The 22,772-nt window shown below is 45.6% G+C and carries 19 protein-coding genes; 11 read left to right on the top strand and 8 right to left on the bottom strand.

Annotation, left to right across the window (positions count from 1 at the left end; genetic code table 11):
• Positions 1-227: 227 nt before the first annotated feature.
• From F0265_RS06020 to F0265_RS06005, 4 genes are all read right to left on the bottom strand, one after another.
• Entirely contained in the window at positions 228-530 is a 303-nt protein-coding gene (locus tag F0265_RS06020; RefSeq protein WP_019278072.1) for a PAAR domain-containing protein, read from the bottom strand.
• Positions 527-1,099 (bottom strand): hypothetical protein, encoded by a 573-nt coding sequence (locus F0265_RS06015; RefSeq protein WP_171748740.1) that lies wholly within the window; start codon positions 1,097-1,099, stop codon positions 527-529. Before F0265_RS06015 ends, F0265_RS06020 begins: the two co-directional genes overlap by 4 nt.
• Position 1,100: 1 nt before the next feature.
• The gene (gene tssI / locus F0265_RS06010; protein WP_171748206.1) at positions 1,101-3,083 is read right to left on the bottom strand and encodes a type VI secretion system tip protein TssI/VgrG; all 1,983 of its coding nucleotides are present in this window, start codon (positions 3,081-3,083) and stop codon (positions 1,101-1,103) included.
• Between the two features lie 194 nt (positions 3,084-3,277).
• A complete protein-coding gene (locus F0265_RS06005) occupies positions 3,278-4,075 on the bottom strand; it encodes a hypothetical protein (protein ID WP_099609185.1) in 798 nt (265 codons plus the stop codon).
• Positions 4,076-4,356: 281 nt separating this feature from the next.
• Between F0265_RS06005 and F0265_RS06000 the strand changes: the two genes are divergently transcribed.
• The 8 genes from F0265_RS06000 to F0265_RS05965 all read left to right on the top strand — a co-directional run bounded on the left by F0265_RS06000 (position 4,357) and on the right by F0265_RS05965 (position 15,058).
• A complete protein-coding gene (locus tag F0265_RS06000) occupies positions 4,357-5,061 on the top strand; it encodes a GntR family transcriptional regulator (protein ID WP_006962098.1) in 705 nt (234 codons plus the stop codon).
• Positions 5,062-5,073: 12 nt separating this feature from the next.
• Positions 5,074-5,970, top strand: a complete 897-nt coding sequence (gene prpB, locus F0265_RS05995) for a methylisocitrate lyase (RefSeq protein ID WP_171748205.1) — start codon at positions 5,074-5,076, stop codon at positions 5,968-5,970.
• A 122-nt stretch (positions 5,971-6,092) separates the two neighbouring features.
• Positions 6,093-7,220, top strand: a complete 1,128-nt coding sequence (gene prpC / locus F0265_RS05990) for a 2-methylcitrate synthase (protein WP_171748204.1) — start codon at positions 6,093-6,095, stop codon at positions 7,218-7,220.
• 80 nt (positions 7,221-7,300) lie between these two features.
• Positions 7,301-9,892 carry a Fe/S-dependent 2-methylisocitrate dehydratase AcnD gene (acnD, locus tag F0265_RS05985; RefSeq protein ID WP_171748203.1) on the top strand — a complete coding sequence of 864 codons (2,592 nt, stop codon included), beginning with the start codon at positions 7,301-7,303 and terminating at the stop codon, positions 9,890-9,892.
• Positions 9,893-9,901: 9 nt separating this feature from the next.
• On the top strand, positions 9,902-11,092 hold the full coding sequence (gene prpF / locus F0265_RS05980) for a 2-methylaconitate cis-trans isomerase PrpF (RefSeq protein WP_171748202.1): 1,191 nt from the start codon (positions 9,902-9,904) through the stop codon (positions 11,090-11,092).
• Between the two features lie 57 nt (positions 11,093-11,149).
• Complete coding sequence (locus F0265_RS05975) at positions 11,150-13,027, top strand: propionyl-CoA synthetase (protein WP_171748201.1); 1,878 nt, start codon at positions 11,150-11,152, stop codon at positions 13,025-13,027.
• A 112-nt stretch (positions 13,028-13,139) separates the two neighbouring features.
• Positions 13,140-13,616 (top strand): GNAT family N-acetyltransferase, encoded by a 477-nt coding sequence (locus tag F0265_RS05970; RefSeq protein WP_171748200.1) that lies wholly within the window; start codon positions 13,140-13,142, stop codon positions 13,614-13,616.
• A 14-nt stretch (positions 13,617-13,630) separates the two neighbouring features.
• On the top strand, positions 13,631-15,058 hold the full coding sequence (locus F0265_RS05965) for a bifunctional NUDIX hydrolase/phosphatase PAP2 family protein (protein ID WP_171748199.1): 1,428 nt from the start codon (positions 13,631-13,633) through the stop codon (positions 15,056-15,058).
• 29 nt (positions 15,059-15,087) lie between these two features.
• Here the strand turns inward: F0265_RS05965 and F0265_RS05960 are convergent, their stop codons facing one another.
• The gene (locus F0265_RS05960; RefSeq protein ID WP_171748198.1) at positions 15,088-15,897 is read right to left on the bottom strand and encodes a Cof-type HAD-IIB family hydrolase; all 810 of its coding nucleotides are present in this window, start codon (positions 15,895-15,897) and stop codon (positions 15,088-15,090) included.
• Positions 15,898-16,072: 175 nt separating this feature from the next.
• Between F0265_RS05960 and queE the strand changes: the two genes are divergently transcribed.
• Together queE and queC are read left to right on the top strand one after the other, a co-directional pair.
• Positions 16,073-16,723 (top strand): 7-carboxy-7-deazaguanine synthase QueE, encoded by a 651-nt coding sequence (gene queE / locus F0265_RS05955; protein ID WP_171748197.1) that lies wholly within the window; start codon positions 16,073-16,075, stop codon positions 16,721-16,723.
• A gap of 10 nt (positions 16,724-16,733) precedes the next feature.
• A complete protein-coding gene (gene queC, locus F0265_RS05950; RefSeq protein ID WP_006962109.1) occupies positions 16,734-17,429 on the top strand; it encodes a 7-cyano-7-deazaguanine synthase QueC in 696 nt (231 codons plus the stop codon).
• Between the two features lie 65 nt (positions 17,430-17,494).
• Here the strand turns inward: queC and F0265_RS05945 are convergent, their stop codons facing one another.
• From F0265_RS05945 to F0265_RS05935, 3 genes are all read right to left on the bottom strand, one after another.
• Entirely contained in the window at positions 17,495-17,848 is a 354-nt protein-coding gene (locus F0265_RS05945) for a DUF2750 domain-containing protein (protein ID WP_019278084.1), read from the bottom strand.
• 105 nt (positions 17,849-17,953) lie between these two features.
• Entirely contained in the window at positions 17,954-18,565 is a 612-nt protein-coding gene (locus tag F0265_RS05940; protein WP_006962111.1) for an OmpA family protein, read from the bottom strand.
• Position 18,566: 1 nt separating this feature from the next.
• Positions 18,567-19,871, bottom strand: a complete 1,305-nt coding sequence (locus F0265_RS05935) for a TolC family outer membrane protein (protein WP_171748196.1) — start codon at positions 19,869-19,871, stop codon at positions 18,567-18,569.
• A 415-nt stretch (positions 19,872-20,286) separates the two neighbouring features.
• On the opposite strand from F0265_RS05935, the gene F0265_RS05930 reads away from it, so the two are divergent.
• On the top strand, positions 20,287-22,772 hold a 2,486-nt coding region (locus F0265_RS05930; RefSeq protein WP_171748195.1), incomplete at its 3' end, for an Ig-like domain-containing protein.

The following is a 22,772-nucleotide window of genomic DNA, read 5'->3' as shown; positions in this document are numbered from 1 at the left end:
ACGTATAATTTTTATCAATACCTTGTTTTTGCTGTGGTTTACAAAAAATGAATTAGAGTAATTTATGACCAGAAAATGACATTTTTCGTTCAAAGCATCCATTTATCGGGTATTGTGTTGCAACTTAATAAGCCAGTTTTATAGGTAAATCTTTTACTTTTCTTGGACGTTAATTGTCCAGAACATGTCTTTTGACCTAAATTTACGCCAGTTCTAAGATATTGCTTCTATCCGCCAATGAGTACGGTTGGCATCCCTAAGACGATGGTTCCACCGTGTGCTGTTGTATCTCCCATTCTGGCTGCTGGTTTGCTATTGATGAGCACGGTAGCACTTCCCTTAATAATGGAGTCTGGTGGTCCGACACATACACACATGTCTCCAAGTGTGGCAGCGGGCATGTTTCCAACTAGAACAGTGGGTGCACCAGGGCCTGTAATAGGCCCTCCCACATGCGGGATCGGTGGGACAGCGGGTGTTTGCATAGGGCAGACGTGCATGTCTGTCAGTCGAGCTGCGGGTAACGTCATTTGAGGCCTCCATTGCCGCCAGAAGCGATGTCTAAAGCTGCTTGAATGGCATTTTCGTAATACTGTTCTGATTTATCCCATTCTGGTAGTGATGCAGCGTGATTGATCGCGCCACCAACCGCTTTCGCGTACAAAAACGGGTCAGGTAGTACAGCGGGTAAGTCTGGTGCTACGATGCTGCCTGAACCATTCCAAAATACAGCTTGAGTTAACCAGGAAGGGCCGCAATTTAGCTCCAAGCGATTGGCAAGCAATTCCGCGCGTCTTCGAAGCTCTTCTGATGGTGATTGAGCCCATTGTTTGACCGTGTCTAGTGACATCTTCTGTGTATCTGTCCATATGTCGTTTCGGCTCGATACACAGCACAATGCCCACCAAATGCTTTCTCGGACAGGGAGAGCATGTGCGAGAAACTGAATGAGATCGTTATACAGCTTAGCTTCCTGGAGCTTTTGAATTACTTGGTCAATGGGCAGCTCTTCGCCAATGACTTCTTTTGCTTCATCAGAGGCTTGAAATCTCGGTAAGATCTGGGCACTGCTCTGATAGGGAATCTTCTTGTACATAATTTTAGTTTACCTTCACAATGGCGCCTTTCAATTCGCCTAAAACACCACCATCGAATGTGCCTTTCAGGCCAGATTTGAATTCAGCACTTAGTGAACCCTCAGCACTTAGTGTTGTGCTGGCTTTAATTGCAATGCTTAATCCCTTAATGCTGTTTGAACTGGTGGCCTCAAGAGCTGTGGTGGTGCCAGAGACTTTGTTCGCAGATGTAGCTTTGCTGGTGACATTCGTCCCTTCAAGGTTGAGCGCGCTGCTTGCTTTGATATCGATGTTCGTGGCTTCAATGGAGATAGATGACGAAGATATTGAAATCTTACTCGAGCCGACTTTGAGGTCGATGGAGTCATCAGCTTCTAGCGTGATGGACTTCGCTGAACCACTCATTGCTTTTGTGATGTTCAGGGTGTAATTGTCTTCTGTCGCAATTGTCATCGCTTTCGTCACCGACTGGCTCAATTCGCCTTTAACGGTTTCAGTATGATTGTTTTCAACCTCCTGAGTAATGTCTTTGGCAGCATGAAGATAAACCAGCTCGTTGTCTTTCTTGTCGTCGAAGTAGAGCTCGTTTGTCTGGCCCGTTAGCTTAGTCTTTATACCTGTTTTGGTCGCGTTTGCTTCTTTATAAGGAGGCGCGTTTTTACTGTTGTAAACACTGCCCGTAATGATTGGTTGATCAGGGTCGCCGTCAATAAAGGAAACCAGTACTTCTTGGCCCACTCGTGGAATAAACTGCGTCCCATAGCCGCTACCAGCCATCATTTGTGCGACACGCACGTAACAACTGGTTTTGTCGCCGCTGGCTTCGGTATCCCAATGGAATTGAATACGGACTCTGCCTTGATCATCTTGGTTGATTTCACCTGCGGTTGAACCCGCAACCGTAGCACTTTGCAAACCATTGACGACTTGCTTGGAGCGAGGCTTGGGGTAAGTCGGTGTGGCTTTAGGGATAAGCTTCACCTCAGTGGCGCATCGAACATCATCCGCGTAGTGTGTTGATGTTTTGACAACCGAGAAATCGCCGAGCTGAGATTTATCTAAATGGCTGGACAAGGAAAACCACGTCGCAATCTCGAACATATCGTGTTCAGCGTGAGCAATAACGGATTGGTAATCTTGTTCTATTTGCTCAATCCGCCTTTTAGCTAGATTGCTGGATAAGTCGGTCATATCTCCACTTATGCCCAAATCAGGGTAGTGGACGGATGCCAGCTTCGTATTGTTTGCAATCGTATTGCTGCTTGTTTTGGCTTTGCTTGTCACTAATTTAGACTGCGAGTAGTCATACGCCGTTAATTCAACACTCGCGCCATGGAAAGACATAACCGGTGCCCAGGACTTGATCAGCGGGAGGCTCCCAGAAGGGGTTTCCTGCATATCGAATTTGGCGACGTCGGCTTTGTCGAAAGGGGACTGAGCATCTTGAATGACCATTGTATGGTCGCCGGACTCGTGCTCGAAGTAGTAGTGCAGGCCTTCTTCGGCAAGCAATCGAGTAACAAAATCAAAGTCAGACTCATTGTACTGGAGGCAGTACTCTCTTTTTGTGGAAGGCAAACTAGAGAGCTTGTACTTTCCTTTGAAGCCCGCGTTATCGAAGATGTCACTGACGATGTCTTTCGTCGACTGAGTTTGATAGACGCGAAATGAGTGTGTATGCGTTAGTAGCCAAAACCAAGGCTTGAGAGTAATTCGGTACTGCATAAACTGCAGGTTGGCGTCTAGGCCCATTTGTTCAATGCGAGCAATCACGCCATTGAAAGAACGTTGTAGCTTATTGCTGCCGGACTCGTTGGAATAACGGTTAATCGTCAACAATTGACCTAGTTGATCTTTAACACTGAAACTAGAAGAAACGAGTGTGGCAGTAATCTCAAAAGGAGTAGACAAAGCTTGAGTTACGGTAAATTCACTTACCGTATGCTCTTGATTTTTATAATCCTTTGCCGAAATTAAGCTAGCCGACGCTGAATACTTATCAGCCATATAATATCCTTGAAATAATGAGTCTGTTACAAAAAAAGACCTTAAAAATTATACTGATACGTAAGATATAATTTGTTGGATTTATAAAAAGTAGCAGTAAACTAATCGTAAATAAATCCTACCACTTATTATAAAAGGCTGATTGCATGTTAAATCGCTGAATGTGTGAGCCTCTCTCAGAATCCAAGATTCATTTAGCGACTATCAACGACTAACAATTTTGCGCTTCTATAAGCGAAATCCATGCTTTCTATTTCATTTGGACGATTAATGATCAAATCGACTGACGGAAGCACGACAAAAAAGACCAATGGTTCTGGGTGAAGATACGTCCATCGTAGGTTTGAATCAGACTTCTTATACACTTTCATATTGATAGTAAGGACTAAGCTGTCCTCAGAAAGCTGGCTGTTCTTAAAACTTCCCAATTCATGCACTGCTCCCCAAAGAGAATCGAGTGAGCGCTCGTGCGTACTTTTTAGAAACAACTCAAGCTGTAGCCTATCCTCATCGTCATTCAGTGTTGTGCTCAGTCTTTGGGTAAACCGTAACCCATCCTCGAAGGGTAGGTAATGTAGATTATTGTCGACAATCTTAGAATCTAGTGGGCAGAGCTGCACAGAATCAGCGGGTTGTTTGCTGGCATACAGCTCACAAGTAAACTGCTTAATGATGGTTTCTAAGCCTTCATGGAACTGTTCATTCTGAATGTCTTTCACCGTCACTGCTGAGCTATTTAAGACTTCAGCAAATACTTTGGCTGCGTTGCCATTAACTTTATCGTGGTCTGCAACGTTGACATATTGATTGGACTTAATGGCAGTTTTGAGAACATTGTTTGATTCGATCACCGTAATGTCTTCGTCAGAATAAACAGCGTCTCTAAGTGCGGGGTAATAGGGTTCTCTCTTAGGTTCAGAGAACATTGAGCACGCTGTCAGGCTCAAGCCTAGAGCAACAGCGATTGATGTCTTACCAATTGGAGTCTGCATCCTTGTCATAGATATCCATTGTTACTTCTATACTAACGATACTAATTACATATGAGAGTTAAGTCATTGTTCTTGTGTTGTTCTTGCCGATAGAGCTCACAAACAGAGATGAGAAACGAGTACTGCATTTCGTTAAAGTCAGATGTCCCTACCGAATTAACTTATACCTTAGTCTAAATTGTCGACAATTATCTTGATTGTCGACAATTCGATCGGCTATTTTATAGGTATGACATCAAAACTGTTGACACATTGAGTTAGACAGGTAAGCGAGCAAAAGTATGAATGACGAACTCACGACTCGTATGAAAAGTAGAGCAACAGAGAAAGAAAACACCAAATCAGAAAGCCTGACCGAAATTCTAATTGAAGCAATTGTAGAAGGTAGTTTGGAACCCGGAAGTAAGATCTCTGAGCCTGAGTTGGCGAAACGATTCGAGGTGAGCCGAGGCCCACTTCGAGAAGCTATCATGCGACTTGAGGGATTGGGGTTGATTGAGCGCATTCCTCATGTCGGGGCACGAGTGATTACCTTTTCCCCTGAAAAGCTGGTTGAAATCTACGCGGTTAGAGAGGCTTTAGAGGGTATGGCTGCGCGCTTGGCAGCACGTTATATCTCTCAGGAAGAGCTGTTGAGTTTGGAGCTATTGCTTGCCAAGCACTCAAAGCACATCGATGAAGTTGCAGGCGCTTCTTACTTTCATCAGGAAGGCGACTTTGATTTTCACTATCGCATTATTCAGGCGAGCCGCAATAGTAAGTTGATCGCGCTCTTATGTGATGAGCTGTATCACTTGCTGCGTATGTATCGATACCAATCGCCGCGGGCTCAATCCAGACCAAAAGAAGCGCTGAACGAACACAAATTTATCCTTCAGGCGATTCGTAATCGTGATGAGGAATTGGCCGAAATGTTGATGAGAAGACATATCTCAGGCAGCAGACGGTTAATAGAGCAACAAATTTTACTTGCTGAAAATGACTAGAAGGAAACTGTCATGAGTTTATCTCCAGGGGCGAAATTCAGAGCCGCCGTAGAGCAAAATGATCCTTTGCAGATTGTCGGTACGATTAATCCATACTGCGCCATGATGGCGAAAAACATAGGTCACCAAGCGATATATTTGTCAGGTGGCGGTATTGCCAACGCATCTTACGGTCTCCCTGATTTGGGAATCACGACCCTCAATGACGTCTTGGTCGATGTTGACCGCATTACTAACGCGTGTGATCTGCCTTTGTTGGTGGATATCGACACTGGTTTTGGTGGCGCATTCAATATTGGTCGCACGATCAAAGCGATGGAAAAAGCCGGTGCTGCCGCTGTTCATATGGAAGATCAGGTGGCCCAAAAGCGTTGTGGTCACAGACCAAACAAAGCCATTGTCAGTCAACAGGAAATGGTTGATCGCGTTAAAGCCGCGGTAGATGTACGCAATGACGAGAGTTTCGTCATCATGGCTCGTACTGATGCGCTCGCAGTTGAAGGAATGGATAGCGCCATTGAACGAGCGATTGCCTGTGTTGAAGCTGGCGCAGACATGATCTTCCCAGAGGCGATGAACAAATTAGAGCAGTATTCACAGTTCTCTGAAGCGCTAAAGCAAGCGACCGGAAAACACGTGCCTATATTGGCGAATATTACCGAATTTGGCCAAACGCCATTGTATGGTGGTGAAGAGTTAGCTAAATCAAATGTTGATATGGTGCTGTATCCATTGAGTGCTTTCAGAGCGATGAATAAAGCCGCAGAGATGGTGTACGCCCACCTGTTGAAAGAGGGAAATCAAGAGGCACTGCTTGATTCGATGCAAACACGTAAAGAGCTCTATGCACACCTCAAGTACCATGATTACGAAGACAAATTAGATCAGCTGTTTTCAGAAGGAAAATAGCCAACAGAAACAAACGGAAGCCTAAGAAAAGTATCGGAAAACTTTTAATTCAATAACGTGAAACTTGTCCGAACAGAAAATGCTCCATTCAGAGAGCAGAGCGGACAGAAAAGGAGTTCAACATGCCTACTAAAGAGATAGGTGGTGCAGGCCTACGAGGTCAAAGCGCCGGAAGCACTGCATTATGCACCGTCGGTAAAACAGGTACAGGTCTGACGTATCGAGGTTACGATATCACTGATCTAGCCAATAACGCGCAGTTTGAAGAAGTAGCCCATCTACTGTTACGTGGTCACTTACCGACGCAGCAGGAGCTGGATGCATACAAAACGCGTCTGATTGGTTTACGCGGCTTACCTGCTGAGCTAAAGCAAGCGTTGGAACTGGTTCCAGCAAGCGCTCACCCTATGGATGTGATGCGAACAGGTTGCTCGGTTCTTGGCAACCTTGAACAGGAAAGGGATTTTTCTGAGCAACAAGATGCGACGGAACGAATGTTGGCGCTATTCCCAGCAGTCATTTGTTACTGGTACCGCTTCAGTCATGATGGCGTTCGAATTGATACCGAAGACCAGTCTCAAGATTGTATTGGTGGCTATTTTCTTAAAATGCTCACGGACAAAGATCCGAGTGAACTGCATAAGCAGGTCATGCATTGCTCGCTGATTCTCTATGCTGAGCATGAGTTTAACGCCTCGACGTTTGCGGCTCGTGTGTGTGCCTCGACGCTGTCGGATATCCATTCTTGTATTACGGCTGCCATTGGTACTTTGCGTGGTCCACTCCATGGCGGGGCAAACGAAGCTGCGATGGAAATGATCGAAAACTGGCAGACGCCTGATGAGGCAGAAACCAACATCATGCAGATGCTAGCCAATAAAGACAAAATTATGGGCTTTGGCCATGCTATATATCGTGAAAGTGACCCTCGAAATGCATTAATCAAACGTTGGTCGAAAGAGCTTTCAGATAAAGTGGGTGATACGCACCTTTATACGGTCTCTGAGCGAGTCGAGTCGGTGATGAAACGTGAAAAGGGACTGTTCTGTAATGCAGATTTTTTCCATGCTTCGGCGTACCACTTTATGGACATTCCAACCAAGTTGTTTACACCTATCTTCGTCATGAGCCGTCTGACTGGCTGGGCTGCGCACGTTTATGAGCAACGTGCCAACAACCGCATTATTCGCCCAAGTGCGGATTACACAGGTCCTGAGCATCAGGATTGGGTTCCTATCGAAAAGAGGTAACACCCAGTTACCCAAGAGCCTCCTTGCCAGCTTGTAGGGAGGCTCGGATACCCGAATATTATCTGAATGGAAGCAATGATATGAGTAGTACAGTGAATTCAAAATATCGTAAGTCGCTTCCGGGATCTCATCTTGATTTTTTCGATGCCCGAGAAGCAGTCAATGATATTACGCCAGGAGCTTATGAGACTCTCCCTTACACGTCGCGAGTTCTTGCTGAACAATTAGTGCGACGGTGTGATCCTGAGTCTCTAACAGCCTCTCTTAAACAACTAATTGATCGCAAACGCGATTTAGACTTTCCTTGGTACCCTGCACGCGTGGTTTGTCACGATATTTTGGGGCAAACCGCTTTAGTTGATTTAGCCGGTTTACGTGATGCAATTGCAGACCAAGGAGGCGACCCCGCTAAAGTGAACCCTGTGGTAGAAACCCAGCTGATCGTCGACCACTCTCTGGCGGTGGAGCATGCGGGTTTTGAATCTGATGCGTTCGAGAAAAACCGCGCGATCGAAGAGCGTCGGAATGAAGACCGTTTTCACTTTATCGAGTGGTGTAAAACGGCATTCGAAAATGTCAGCGTTATTCCTGCAGGTAACGGCATTATGCACCAGATTAATCTCGAAAAAATGTCACCTGTAGTGCAAGCCAAGCATGGTATTGCTTACCCAGACACCTGTGTCGGAACTGACAGTCATACCCCGCATGTGGACGCATTAGGTGTTATTGCCATTGGTGTTGGCGGGCTTGAAGCTGAAACAGTAATGTTAGGCCGACCATCAATGATGCGCCTACCGGATATTGTGGGTGTTAAGCTCACCGGTAAACGCCAACCTGGTATTACCGCCACGGATATCGTTCTTGCTATCACTGAGTTCTTACGAAATGAGCGTGTTGTCTCATCGTACCTTGAGTTCTTTGGTGAAGGTGCCAGTGACCTAACAATTGGTGATCGCGCAACCATCTCCAATATGACGCCTGAATACGGTGCGACAGCAGGCATGTTCTACATTGATGAACAAACGCTTACCTACCTAAAATTGACGGGGCGGGATGACCAACAAGTTGAACTGGTTGAGAACTACGCCAAGCAAACAGGCCTTTGGGCTGATGATTTAGATACGGCGCAATACGAACGTGTGCTTGAGTTTGATTTGTCTGCAGTGACACGCAATATGGCCGGCCCTTCGAATCCACATCGCCGCTTACCAACGTCAGAGCTAGCGTCACAGGGTATTGCAGGCCAGTGGCAAGAGAGTGAAGGTCAATTGCCAGATGGCGCGGTAATTATTGCAGCGATTACCTCTTGTACGAACACCAGTAACCCAAGAAACGTTGTCGCCGCAGGCTTGGTTGCCAAGAAAGCCAACCAATTGGGCCTTGTCCGCAAGCCATGGGTGAAGTCGTCTTTCGCTCCGGGTTCAAAAGTTGCGAAGTTGTATCTTGAAGAAGCAGGTTTGCTTGAAGAGATGGAAAAACTAGGCTTTGGTATCGTCGCGTATGCGTGTACGACATGTAACGGGATGAGTGGTGCGTTAGACCCTGAGATTCAGCAAGAAATCATTGAACGAGATTTGTATTCGACGGCGGTGCTTTCTGGTAACCGCAACTTCGACGGGCGTATCCATCCTTATGCGAAACAAGCATTTTTGGCGTCACCGCCTTTGGTTGTTGCTTATGCGTTGGCAGGGACGATTCGCTTCGATATCGAGCGAGATACGTTGGGTACAGACGCTGACGGCAAGCCTATCTACCTCAATGACCTTTGGCCAACTGATGAAGAAATTGACGCGGTTGTGGGTAAGTACGTTAGACCCGAGCAGTTTAATCAAGTTTATATTCAAATGTTTAAACTTGATGATGAACAAAGCAACAGTAATCCTTTATACGATTGGCGGCCGCAAAGTACCTATATTCGCAGACCCCCTTATTGGGAAGGCGCATTAGCGGGTGAAAGAACACTGTCTTCAATGAGGCCTCTAGCAATACTCGGTGACAACATTACAACCGACCATTTGTCTCCCTCTAACGCCATTCTTGCGTCCAGCGCTGCAGGTGAGTACCTAGCGAAAATGGGAGTTCCTGAAGAAGACTTTAACTCCTACGCGACTCACCGTGGAGACCACCTTACCGCGCAGCGTGCGACCTTTGCGAATCCTAAGTTATTTAACGAAATGGTTAGAGACGAAGGCGAAGTTGTTCAAGGTTCTCTGGCTCGTATTGAGCCTGAAGGAAAGGTCACGCGTATGTGGGAAGCTATCGAAACCTACATGAACCGAAAACAACCCCTCATTGTTGTTGCAGGAGCCGATTATGGTCAAGGCTCATCTCGTGACTGGGCGGCAAAAGGCGTTCGCTTGGCAGGCGTCGAAGCTATCGTTGCCGAAGGTTTTGAGCGTATCCACAGAACCAATCTTGTGGGGATGGGCGTGCTTCCTTTGCAGTTTAAAGAAGGTGTCAACCGCCAGACGTTAATGCTTGATGGGACCGAACTTTATGACGTGATTGGTGAGATTAAGCCAGGGACTGACCTTGCCTTAGTTGTGACGCGTCAGAACGGTGAAAAGCTGGACGTGCCGGTCACGTGTCGACTCGATACCGCCGACGAAGTCTCTGTTTACAACGCGGGTGGTGTATTGCAACGCTTCGCTCAAGACTTTCTGGCTCAATAAGGAGTGATTATGAGTAACATTAGACCGAGCCAGATAAAGGTCGCCGCGACCTATATGCGAGGCGGTACGAGTAAAGGTGTGTTCTTTAATCTTTCTGATTTACCCGAAGAGGCACAAAAACCGGGAAAGGCTCGAGATGCGTTGCTGCTAAGAGTCATTGGTAGCCCCGATCCCTATGCTAAACAAATCGATGGTATGGGAGGGGCAACTTCGAGTACAAGCAAAACCGTCATCGTTTCACCGAGCAGTCAGCCAGAGCACGATGTGGATTACCTATTTGGGCAAGTTTCCATTGATAAGCCTTTTGTTGATTGGAGCGGAAATTGTGGAAACCTATCGGCGGCGGTTGGCCCGTTTGCGATTCATGCCGGGCTAATCCCTGCAGAGCGTATACCTGAAAATGGTGTGGTTGCGGTGAAAGTGTGGCAGGCCAATATCGGAAAAACGATTGTCATCCACGTGCCTATCCTCAATGGACTTGTTCAAGAAACTGGAGACTTTGAGCTAGACGGGGTGACTTTTCCTGCGGCTGAAATTCAAGTGGATTTCATGCACCCTGCTGCGGGTGATGGAAGTATGTTTCCAACGGGAAATTTAGTCGATGATCTTGAAGTACCTGAGGTTGGTACATTTAACGCTACTTTGATTAATGCTGGTATCCCAACGATTTTTATTGATGCCGATGCCCTTGGTTACTCCGGCACTGAGCTTCAACAAGATATCAATAGTGACGAGTTGGCATTAGCACGATTTGAAAAGATCCGAGCTTATGGCGCACTCAAAATGGGGCTTATTGATAAGGTTGAAGAAGCAGAGTCTCGCCAACACACCCCTAAGGTGGCTTTTGTTAGCAAAGCGAAGAGCTATCAAGCCTCAAGCGGAAAACAGATTGACGATAATGACGTTGATTTGCTGGTGAGAGCTTTATCTATGGGCCAGTTACATCACGCGATGATGGGAACGGCCGCAGTTGCCATTGCGTCAGCTTCTTGTGTGCCGGGGACATTAGTCAATTTGGCCGCTGGAGGCGGTGAGAAGCATTCAGTGACTTTTGGGCATCCGTCCGGAACGCTAAAAGTAGGTGCTCGGGCCACTCATTCCAACCAAGGCTGGGTAGTAGAAAAAGCCGCAATGAGCCGAAGCGCTCGTATTTTGATGGAGGGCTTTGTGCGTGTTCCCTCCAATGTCTTTGAAGAATAAATCTCGTCGGTAACAAACCCGATGTAAGTAATGTCAGGACATACTGGAGGAAGCATTATGTCTGCATATCAGAAAGAATACCTTTGGGCTCAGGAAAACCCACAGCAATTTTGGAAAGCGCAAGCCGAGCAATTGGACTGGTTTGAGCAACCAAAGACCATTTTGCAAAAGGATGAAAACGGTATTGAACGTTGGTTCCCTGATGGTGTGCTTAACACTTGTTGGCTTGCACTCGATTACCACTGTGAACAAGGAAGAGGGGAGACAACAGCACTTATCTATGACTCTCCTGTCACCGGTAACAATCAAAAGTACACATACAAAGAGCTTAGGGATAAGGTCGCCAAGATCGCAGGGATGCTAGCAGAGCAAGGGGTGGAGAAAGGCGATCGAGTTGTTATCTACATGCCAATGATTCCAGAAGCCGCAATGGCAATGTTGGCATGTGCACGTTTAGGGGCCATTCACTCTGTGGTATTTGGAGGCTTTGCCCCAAACGAGCTTGCGGTACGGATAGAAGATGCTGAGCCAAAAGTTATCATGACCGCGTCTTGTGGTATCGAGATCAATAAGGTCATCCCATATAAACCTATGGTTGATAAAGCAGTGATGGATAGCCGCTGGAAACCTGAAAAGGTTTTGATATTACAACGCCCCCAGTGTGAGGCTGAATTAAGTCAGGCGCGAGACGTGGATTGGATGCAGGCGTACAACAACGCTTTACCTCATGCGTGCGTACCCGTTCTGGCCACTGACCCTCTCTACATTCTTTACACCTCAGGCACAACCGGAAAACCGAAAGGAGTCGTACGTGACAACGGAGGCCATGCTGTCGCAATGAAGTACTCAATGAGTGCCATTTACAACGTTCCTCAGGATGGTGTTTATTGGGCGGCTTCTGATGTGGGCTGGGTAGTCGGGCATTCTTATATTGTCTATGCGCCGCTCATTCATGGCTGCACAACGATTTTGTTTGAAGGAAAGCCTGTGAGAACGCCAAACCCAGGCGCCTTTTGGCGTGTGTGTGAAGAGTATAAGGTCGATGTATTATTCTCTGCACCAACTGCTTTCCGTGCCATCAAGAAAGAAGACCCAGACGGTGAGTACCTCAAGCAATATGACCTGTCGAATCTAAAAACCATCTTTATGGCGGGGGAACGTTTAGACCCTCCAACCTTGGAGTGGGTAGAAAGTAAAACCGACAAACCGGTTGTGGACCACTGGTGGCAAACGGAAACAGGTTGGGCAATTGCGGGTAACCCAACGGGGATTGAGTTGATGCCTGTTAAGGCAGGTTCAGCGACTAAACCTATCCCCGGTTATCAGGTTGAAATATTGGATGAGCTAGGTGAGCCTGTCGCGCCGAATAAACAAGGTTTTGTTGCGTTGAAACGCCCATTGCCACCTAGCTGTTTGCCTACCGTGTGGCGTAACCATGACCGATTTGAGTCGGGATATTTGAGCCAGTTCCCAGGCTACTATGTGTCAGGTGATGGTGGTTACCTAGACGAAGATGGCTACTTGTTTATTATGGGCCGTATCGATGATGTGATTAATGTCGCCGGACATCGATTGTCGACCGGTGAAATGGAAGAAATTGTTGGTGGTCATCCAGCCATTGCGGAATGTGCGGTTGTCGGTGTGCATGATGACTTAAAAGGGCAGCTACCATTAGGATTTGTGGTCCTAAAAGACGGTGTCAAAGTCGATGACTTGCAACTTGAAGGTGAGCTCGTGGGCAAGGTACGCGATGAAATAGGCGCAGTTGCTTGCTTTAAGCACGCGCTGGTCGTTGAGCGTCTACCGAAAACGCGTTCGGGTAAAATCCTTCGCAAGACCATTCGACAAATAGCCGATGGTGAAAAGTATACTGTTCCTTCAACCATCGATGATCCGACGAGTCTGGAAGAAATTCAGAAAGCCCTCGAATCATAGTTGAGACGGCGTTCCATAATCACTAATTAGCCCCTTCTTTAAGGGGCTTTTTTGTTGATAAATTTTTATGTTCGACTCACACTGTGGTTTTATTTGCGACATCAAAATAAATATGCACAAATTAGAAATTAGAGTCGCTCAAGCGCAGGACTTAGAATCGCTCAATGACATGATGTTCAGGTTGCACGATGAACATCATCACCAATGTCCTGAACACTTTAAAACTGCAGAAGATATAGAGCAGGAAAAGAGCATCGCTCGATACTTAGATGACCCAGAATGTATTGTACTAATTGCTTTTGAAGGTCAACGGATTGTTGGTTTTGTATCCGGTCATTTTTGCGAGCTGATTTCCAGCGTGAGTAAACCCGTACAAATGGGCAGTATCGATGAACTTTATGTTCTTCCAGAGTGTCGTAAGTCGGGTATTGCAAAACAATTATGCAAGTCGATTGAACAGCGTTTTGATGACTATGGCGTAAAACAGATCTTTGTTGAAGTGTGGAATTTCAACAGCAATGCGCTGGATTTTTATAAAGAACTGGGTTTCGAACATCACATCCATTGGCTCCGCAAACCAGTGGGTTAAACAAGAAGTAATAAATGACCATTTTTAAGCAGTTGGATCGAGTGTTTCTGTTTTTTACACTCACATTTTTCTCATCTTTGCTTTTCGCTGAGCAAAAACAGCCAGAAATAGAAGGCGCCGCCTGTGTCATCAGAGCGGATGATAAGCTGGTGCTTGTTAATGAAATTTTGACTGGCAAGTCATGGTTGCCTGCAGGCAATGTGAAACGAGGCGAAAAGCCAGAATCAGCCGCACAGCGCGAAACCTGGGAAGAAACAGGGCTGGTTGTTTCAATCAATAAAGTTCTGGGTCAGAGAAACAACACGATTTATTACGATTGTATATCTGATTCTGAAATTGTGGCGTTTCACATTGATGATTCATTTGATGCACACCAATTACCAATATGGTTTGCACCGCATTATGGCGTTGAAATTGCGTCGGCAATGTTAATTTCGCCAGAGATGATCAATGCTCAGGAATACCGATTCCCAGAACAACTTAAACGGATTGCAGGGTATTTTGAACAAGCAACCCCTCAGCCTGTTCGATATGTGGATAACTTGGTTGAATCTGCGCCTACCTTTAATCAAATGGAGTTGGCTTGGTTAAATGAGTTCCGTTTGTTGCTAGACAAGCTACCAACTCATGCCGAAGCCATTATTGAAGAACTGTTTAAGTTAAGCCTTCAACTGAATCATCCCATCATTCTGCTGGTTCTCTTTCCCTATCTTTATTGGCGTTTTGGGCGAGATTTTAGCTATAAAGTGTTTTTCGCCGTAACGATTACGTCATTGATTGTTTTACTGGCGAAACAGGGGTTTCAGCTCCCTCCACCACAGGTCTATCTTGCGAGCAGGGCTTTACCACAATTCTCAGGTTACAGCTTACCGAGTTTGCCGTTTGCAGTATGGATGTGCGTGATCACCTTACTACTAAACAAAATGAGGGAGAACGGGCCAGATTACCTTGCAGCGACTAGTGTGGGCTTGATTGCTTGGCTTGCTATTTCCAGTTTTTACACCGGGACACACTTTATTGTCGATATGGTGAGTGGTTTGCTGATTGGTGGTTTGTGCGCCTGGCATTTGATCCGCTTAGATAACAAACCTGACGTAGAATTGATGACATTGATACAGTTGAAAGCACTTTGGTTTGTGTTGATTGCCGCTGGCTTGGTGATGGTCTCTGTATGGCCAATTCCGGTATTTGGTATTTGGCTTGGGATCATTGGCACTGCGTTAGGAGTGATTTATACGGCGGATGAAAACGAAAAGAAAATCACAGCAGAGCTGACTATTCCGATCACCATATCCATGGTCGCGATATATTGGTTGTTTGAGTACAGTGAAGTGTTGGTTTCTCGAAGCAGTGTGTTGTCATTTGGGTTAGATGCAATTCGTTACCCAGTGCTCATGATTTTGTTTGTAGTTAGTGTTAGGAAATTTGCAAAAGCTGCCTGATGGCAGCTTTTATCGTTAATGCATGAGTATCACTGAGCCAGTACATATTGTTCGATGACCAATGCAACGCCGTCATCGTTATTGCTGGTGGTAATGTAATCAGCGATGGCTTTAGTTTGCTCCATCGCATTTTCCATTGCGACTCCGAGCCCCGCATAGCGAATCATGTGATGATCGTTCTCCGCGTCTCCCATACAAATCACTTCGTCAGCGTGAATACCAAGGTAGTCTGCAATCGCTTTAACACCGACGCCCTTATTACTTTCAAGGTTAAGAAACTCTAGAAAGAACGGGGCGCTTTGTACTATGGTGAATTCCTGATGAAGTACATCTGGAATGGCTTTCGCAGCTTGCGTCAGTTTTGATGGTTCACCGACGATCATGGCTTTGATGATAGGGTGGTCATCCTCCAATGAATCGAACGCCATTTCCGTAATCGGCACTTGGTTAATGTCAGATTCCAAGGTAGTAAACTCGTTATTCTCAGGCGTAATTAAGCCGTGCTCAGTACTGAATGCATGACAGTACAATCCTAGCTCTTTAGCGAGCTTCGCCACTTGTTTCGCACGTCGACCGTCAATGTAGGCTTGATGAATGACTTTTCCTGAGCCAATTTCTTTCACAGTACTTCCGTTGTAGAAGACCACAAATTCATTGTGTCCGTCTATGCCAAGTTCTGTCAGTTTCTCTTGCATTCCTGCGAGAGGGCGGCCTGAAGCAAGAACGATTTTGACTCCCTGAGCTCGCGCTTTTTCTATGGCGGTTTTTGTTCTTTCTGAAATGGACTTCTCGCTGGTTAGCAAGGTGCCATCCATATCCAAAGCAATCAGCTTGTACATATACTTACCTAAAAGTTTTAAAGTTATCACTAAAGAAAGAAGCAGATTAAATGAGTGAATCGGAATGATCAATTTCTGATTTAGTTGACCTTCGCAGTGCAGTCATTTATGGTCTCGTTCCTGCTAAATATTGATGATGAGTTAGGCTGAGACAAAGTTGTACAAATTAAACGAAATGTTCGAAACCATTCAGGGTGAAGGCGTCTTTACTGGCGTTCCTTCGGTGTTTGTTCGTCTGCAGATATGTCCGGTAGGATGTGCTTGGTGCGATACGAAACAAACCTGGGATGCGACACCTCAAGACGAACGCCCGTTAGCGGAAGTGCTCGCGAAAACGGAAGACTCACCAACATGGTGTAGTGTGTCTGGAGGTGACATTATCGAGCAGTATCGTCAACAAGGTTATCAGGCTAAGCATATTGTTATTACTGGCGGCGAACCATGCATCTACGACTTGCGTCCGATGACAGAAGCATTCGAAGCGATTGGATGTCGTTGCCAAATTGAAACCAGTGGCACATCACCAGTTTTGGCGAGTGAAAATACCTGGGTGACAGTGTCACCAAAAGTGGCAATGAAAGGTAAACTGCCTGTTCTGGATTGTGCTTTACTCCGAGCAAATGAGATTAAACATCCAGTGGCGACCGATAAAGACATTGAGCAACTCGATGCTTTGATTGAGCGCGCTGGCGTGCCTGAGAGTACGACTATTGCCTTACAGCCGATCAGTCAGAAAACACGCGCCACTCAGCTATGTATTGATACTTGTATTGCGCGTAACTGGAGACTCTCTATCCAGACACACAAGTATCTAAGTATTGCGTAAGGGAAACGAAATGAAAAAAGCAGTTGTAGTATTTAGTGGTGGCCAAGATTCCACGACATGTCTCGTTCAGGCACTTAAGAATTATGATGAAGTGCATGCAATCACTTTCGATTATGGTCAGCGCCATAAACTGGAAATTGAAGTGGCTCAAGACCTTGCAAAAGAGCTAGGCGTTAAAGCGCATAAAGTGATGGATGTGGGCTTGCTGAATGAGCTTGCCATTAGCTCATTGACTCGTGATGATATTCCGGTTTCACATGAGCTGCAGGAAAATGGCTTACCTAACTCTTTCGTCCCTGGCCGTAACATTCTTTTTCTGACCCTAGCGGGCATTTATGCGTATCAAATTGGTGCTCAGGCTGTGATTACTGGCGTGTGTGAGACGGACTTCTCAGGCTATCCTGATTGCCGTAATGACTTCGTTAAAGCGATGAACAGTGCGTTGGTTCAAGGTATGGACCGTAATCTAGACATTGTTACGCCGCTGATGTGGCTAAATAAGGCGGAAACTTGGGCTCTGGCTGACCAATACGATGCACTGCAATTGGTGAGAGAAAAAACACTGACGTGTTACAACGGCATTATTGGTGATGGCTGTGGTGATTGCCCAGCATGCGACTTAAGAAAAGCGGGCTTGAATGATTACATCGACAATCGAGAAGCGGTCATGGCCTCGTTAGTCAGCAAGCAAAGTAGTGAAGCGTAAAGTTTCTCTATGATCGCGAACACAAAAACGCCCTCAAATGAGGGCGTTTTTCTAATCAGGAGTTATTAATCCAGATACATTTTTGCAAGCTCAGACGGCTCAAGCTCTTTGCCTTCTAGCTGCGCATTCCAGTTTGTACCAACTAGAACGCCATCTTCTGCTAGTGTTAGTAGCCAGTCTTCAACGAAGATATCTAGTGGAATTTCCAAAACTTCAAAATCTGACCACTCTTCCACGTTGTGTGCTTGTGCGTCTTCTTTAGAAGACCAGAATGGCATGACTTCGCTGTTTTCAAATTCCGTTGAGTCACAAGACAGCCAACCTTCTTCATTGCGAAGACCCCAAACCAAGCTATTTGCTTTGGTTTCAGATACGAATAGCTCTAGGTTAGCCTGAATATCAGCAGTTAATTTGCTCATAGGATTTATCTCATAAGTAGAATCGCGGATAGGGTACCACTGTTGCTATGAAAGCTAAATAAAAATGGGCACATTGAGTGCCCATTTAAATGGTGAGAAGGTCGCTTACTTCGCTTTTTTAGTGAAGATGGTCCACTCTTTCTTGATGCTACCTTTGTGGCCTACGACGGTTGCCACGACTTTGCGGTTTTTCGCATGTGTGATTTCATCATCGCCTGTATCAGCGAGATTCGTATCACCAAAACCCACAATTCTGATCCTAGTGTGGCTGACTCCGTTATTAATCAGAGCACTTTCGACTTCTTCAGCACGACGTTGTGACAAAGCCATGTTATGGCCATGATTACCGACCTTACTGGCGTAGCCTTGTAGCTCAATTGATGTTGAAGGGTAGATTTTAAGAAAATCGGCCATCTCGCGAATTTGAGTCAGGAATACAGGCTGGATGTCGCTGGAGTCATTCTCGAATAAAATGTGAAGATCCATTTCTTCTTCCGACTTAACGTATGTTCCACATCCATCGTTATCAATGTCGGCACCTAGTGGGGTATCTGGGCACAAATCGCGTGCGTTGATAACACCGTCTTTGTCATCGTCGAGTAAATCAGCTATCTGATTTGGTACAGGCGTTTGTCGATAGTCATAAACGTCTTCAGCGTGAGTTGCAGAAGACAATAGGCAGGCGACAGCAGTGAGGGTGAAAAATGCTTTTTTCATATTAGTACTCAACCGCCTTATTCCAATCTTCTGGGGTGTCAACACGCAACGCTGCCAACAAACCACCTGTCGCATTCATGACTCGATATTTTGCGTATTGCTCAGCGTATTTAGCATCTAGGTAATCTTTGCGTGCTTCAAACAACTCGTTCTCAGTGTTTAATAGATCAAGTAAAGTTCGTTTTCCAAGCTTGTATTGCTTTTCATAGGCGATAACCGTTTCAGATGCCGAGTCTACGTGGTCCGCTAGGAACTCCTTCTGCTGCAAAGTGAGATCCAATGCACTCCATGACAGGCGTAGACCTTCTTCGAGGCTGCGGAATGTGCGATCACGAAAGTCTTTCGCTTTGTTTAGCTGATAAGCCGCACTTTCAGTTCGATCAGAATCAGAGCCACCGTTGTACAAGTTGTAGCGCATACGAAGCATGGCTGAAGATTCGTTGCTACTACCACGTATACCACCTGCATCGTCACGCCAAATCTGGTTGGCTTCGATAGACAGAGTTGGGTAGTTTACGCCTTTAGTTTGGTCATACTGGAATCGAGCCGAGTCGACGTCCGCTTGAGCGACTTTGATCACTGGGTGATTTTTAAAAGCAAAGTCCAGCGCTTCATCTACAGAAAACGGGACCGCATTTTCATCTGCTCGTGGGAAAATTAAAGCTTGTGGCGATTTACCGACAATTCGTTTGAACTGCGTGTGAACATCATAAAGATTGTTCTGTGCTGCGAGTAGATTACTGTGCGCCTTGGCAAGACGTGCTTCAACTTGCGATAAATCAGCAGTCGAACCGATACCCGAGTCCACTCGCTTCTTGATATCGTTATAAATTTCTTTATGTACAGCCAAGTTGCTCTCCGACAGTGCTAACACTTCGTAGGCTTTGGTTGCGTTAAGATAAATATCAGTCACTTCAAGTGCAATATCTTGCGAGTCCGCAAGTAGCTGAAGCCTAACTGACTCGGCATCGGCTGCCGTTCTATCCATATCATTAAGCGTTGCGGAGCCATCCCAAATTAACTGAGTGAGGCTCAGCGTCGCTTCTTTTCTGGTGAGATCGTCTTCTGTCCCAGAAGCTAAATCAACCTGTTCATAACCAATACCAGCATCTAGGTCTATGGAAGGCAGGTACGCACCTGATGATGCTTTCGCATCATAAAGCTTACTCATATATTCGTTGTACGAAGCTTTAATATCAGGGTTGTTTGTTATTGTATAAGCTACTGCTTGTTCGAGTGTTTGGCTCTGTGCTGGAAAAGAGAGCATAGTGGCAATGCTCAACAACTTAATCCTATTCCAATTCACGATGGGGCTCCTTGGGTACTCCTGAACGAGAGATATTACTCAAATATGAAGTCTCATTTTTGAGAATTATCCATCTGCGACGTCAATAAAATAACACTATCTGCTTATGAAGACTAACATCATTTAAGAAACTGGGATGATGGTTCGTTAATAAAATGTTGTTTGGCTAGTATGAATACTCAAATCGGAATGAAAAATGAAAGTTGCAGATAAAGATTAATAAAATGTGATCTTTATCCAAAGAATGTGCGATCGACTATGTAATTTGTTTAGTAGAGATTGTTAACACTACAAGCAAAAATGTTTTTGTTTTGAAAGTTGTCGATGTTAATTTATGCATCATGTGAATGTGTATATTAACTTCACCTGTCACAACTTTGACAGACAAAACGTTGTAAAGGATTAGGGGTTTATCATGGGTTTTGGTGCATACGTAGTAATTGGTAACCTAGCTGCTGGACAAACAATTGCAATAGATGAAAGTGGAAATATTCGCGTATTGAATGATAACGAAGTCGCCAAACCAGGCGACGTAGTTATGTCCATGGAAGAGCTTAACCCAGATTTTGCCGATGTGAACATTGGCATTGTTGATGAAAGCGCTGAACTGCAGGATATCACAAACGAAATAGATGACATTATTGCAGCGCTGGAAGAGGGCCAAGACCCAACCCAATTAGGTGATGAATTTTCAACCGCTGCTGGTGGGCAAATAGGCTCTAGTCTGACCACAATTGGTTCCATCGTCAGGACAGGTGACGAAACCATAGCTAATACTGAGTTTGATACTCAAGGTTTTGAAAGCTTGGGTATTTCGAGAACTCAGAGCCTAACGCTTTTAGACCAATATCAAGCCATTCAACAAGCCCCAACGTTTACTGCTTCAAACAGCAGTCCTCTTGCCGATGATGTATCTGTAACGACGAATGAAGACACGTCGATAAGTGGACAGGTGAGTGCTAGTGATCCAAACCCCGATGACTCCCTCACTTTTTCTATCTCCTCATCCCCTGAAAACGGGGTAGTTACAATCAACCCTGTTACTGGGCTTTGGGAGTACACCCCCAATGAAAATTATGATGGTTCCGATGCGTTTGAGGTAACGGTAGATGATGGAAATGGAGGAACAGATACAGTTGTAGTTAATGTTGATGTCACCCCAATCCCGGCTATATCGGTTTCAGGAGATACTCAGGTCGACGAAGGTAGCAACGCGAGCTACACCATCAACTTTGATAAAGCGTCAAATCAAACCACAACCTTAAAACTGACTTTGTCCTTGAGTTCTGCTGAAGATGAAGACTTGTCAGGGATGAGTGTAGAAGTAATAAGTTCTTCTGACGACTCAGGGTCATCGCAGCGCGTTATTCTTATAGTGGGAGCTGATGGAACGGTTGAGGTGCCAGCGGGTGTTACTTCACTCCGTGTGACGGTCAACACTACTCAAGACACAACATTTGAAGGTTCAGAAGAATACCAGCTTAACGTTGAGCCTGTATTCGGTCTAGTTGGAGATGGTGCTGGCAGCAGCAGTGCTAGCACAGCAATTTTGGACAACACTGGCAACGAGTCCGATCTTCCGCAACTCACGGTCAGCAATGAATCCGTGTTTGAAGACAACACCGCCGTCTTCGATATTGCTTTGTCAAACAATGTTGATGGTGATGTTACCTATAACTTCTCAATAAATCTCAATGGTGAAACTGCTGAGATTGCTGACTTTGCCGAAAACCCTATCAGTGTCACTTATCAGATAGCGGGTGTTACTCAAACTGCTACCGCAAACCAAGATGGCAGTTATACCATTCCAGGCAATGCGACCAACATCCAAGTCTCGGTTGAAACCGCAAATGATGAGATCTTCGAAGGAAGTGAAAGCTTTACGTTGGATGCTAATGCGAGTGCTACAGTGGGTGGTGAAAGCTTTGACCTGAATGAGTCTGGCTCAGGCACGATCAGTGATGAACAACAGGGAGGAGGCAACGCGGATACTCCATCCTTGTCAGTGAGCTCTGAACCTGTCGTTGAAGGCAGCACCGCTGTGTTTAATGTTGCACTGTCGAATGTTGTCGATGGTGATGTGACTTATAACTTTGCACTTAGTATAGAAGGACAATCTGCGGAGTTAGCAGACTTTACAACGAATCCGATCAGTGTCAGCTACCAACTGGATGGTGTTACTCAGCCAGCTGAAGCCAATCAGGATGGGACGTACACCATCCCTGGCAATGCAACCAATATTCAAGTTTCAGTTGAAACATTAGATGACGATATTTTTGAAGGCAGCGAAAACTTCAAACTGGATGTTAGAGCGAACGCTACCGTTGGTGATGATAGTTTTAACTTGAATGAATCAGGAATAGGCACAATTACCGACGAACAAGTAGGTGGTAGTAATGCTGATACACCAACTCTTTCGGTTAGTTCAGAATCTGTTGTAGAAGGCAATACAGCAGTATTTGGCGTTGCGTTGTCGAATGATGTTGATGGCGATGTTACCTATAACTTCTCATTAAATTTCAATGATCAATCTGCGACTCTTGATGATTTTGCCGTAAATCCCATCGATGTTAGTTATCAAGTGAATGGGCAGACGCAGACAGCTGCAGCGAATCAAGATGGCAGCTACACCATTCCCGGTAACGCAACTAACATTCAAGTCTCTGTTGAAACTACGGATGATAGTATTTTTGAGGGCAACGAAAGCTTTACGTTGGATGTAAGTGCAAACGCTACAATAGGCGATGAGAGTTTTAATCTCAATGAGTCTGGGACAGGTACAATCAGCGATGAATCCGATCGCCCTGATTTAACCGTCACAGGTGCAGGTACCGTCTCCGAAGGTGAGGTGGCAACCTTCAGTATCAACCTCTCCAACCCTGTTGACCATGCGGTTACCCT

It is taken from the genome of Vibrio sp. RE88, from assembly GCF_013113835.1.
Lineage (GTDB): Bacteria > Pseudomonadota > Gammaproteobacteria > Enterobacterales > Vibrionaceae > Vibrio.
The sequence above is the reverse complement of the archived record's forward strand: the minus strand, read 5'-3'. Positions and strand labels throughout refer to the sequence as shown.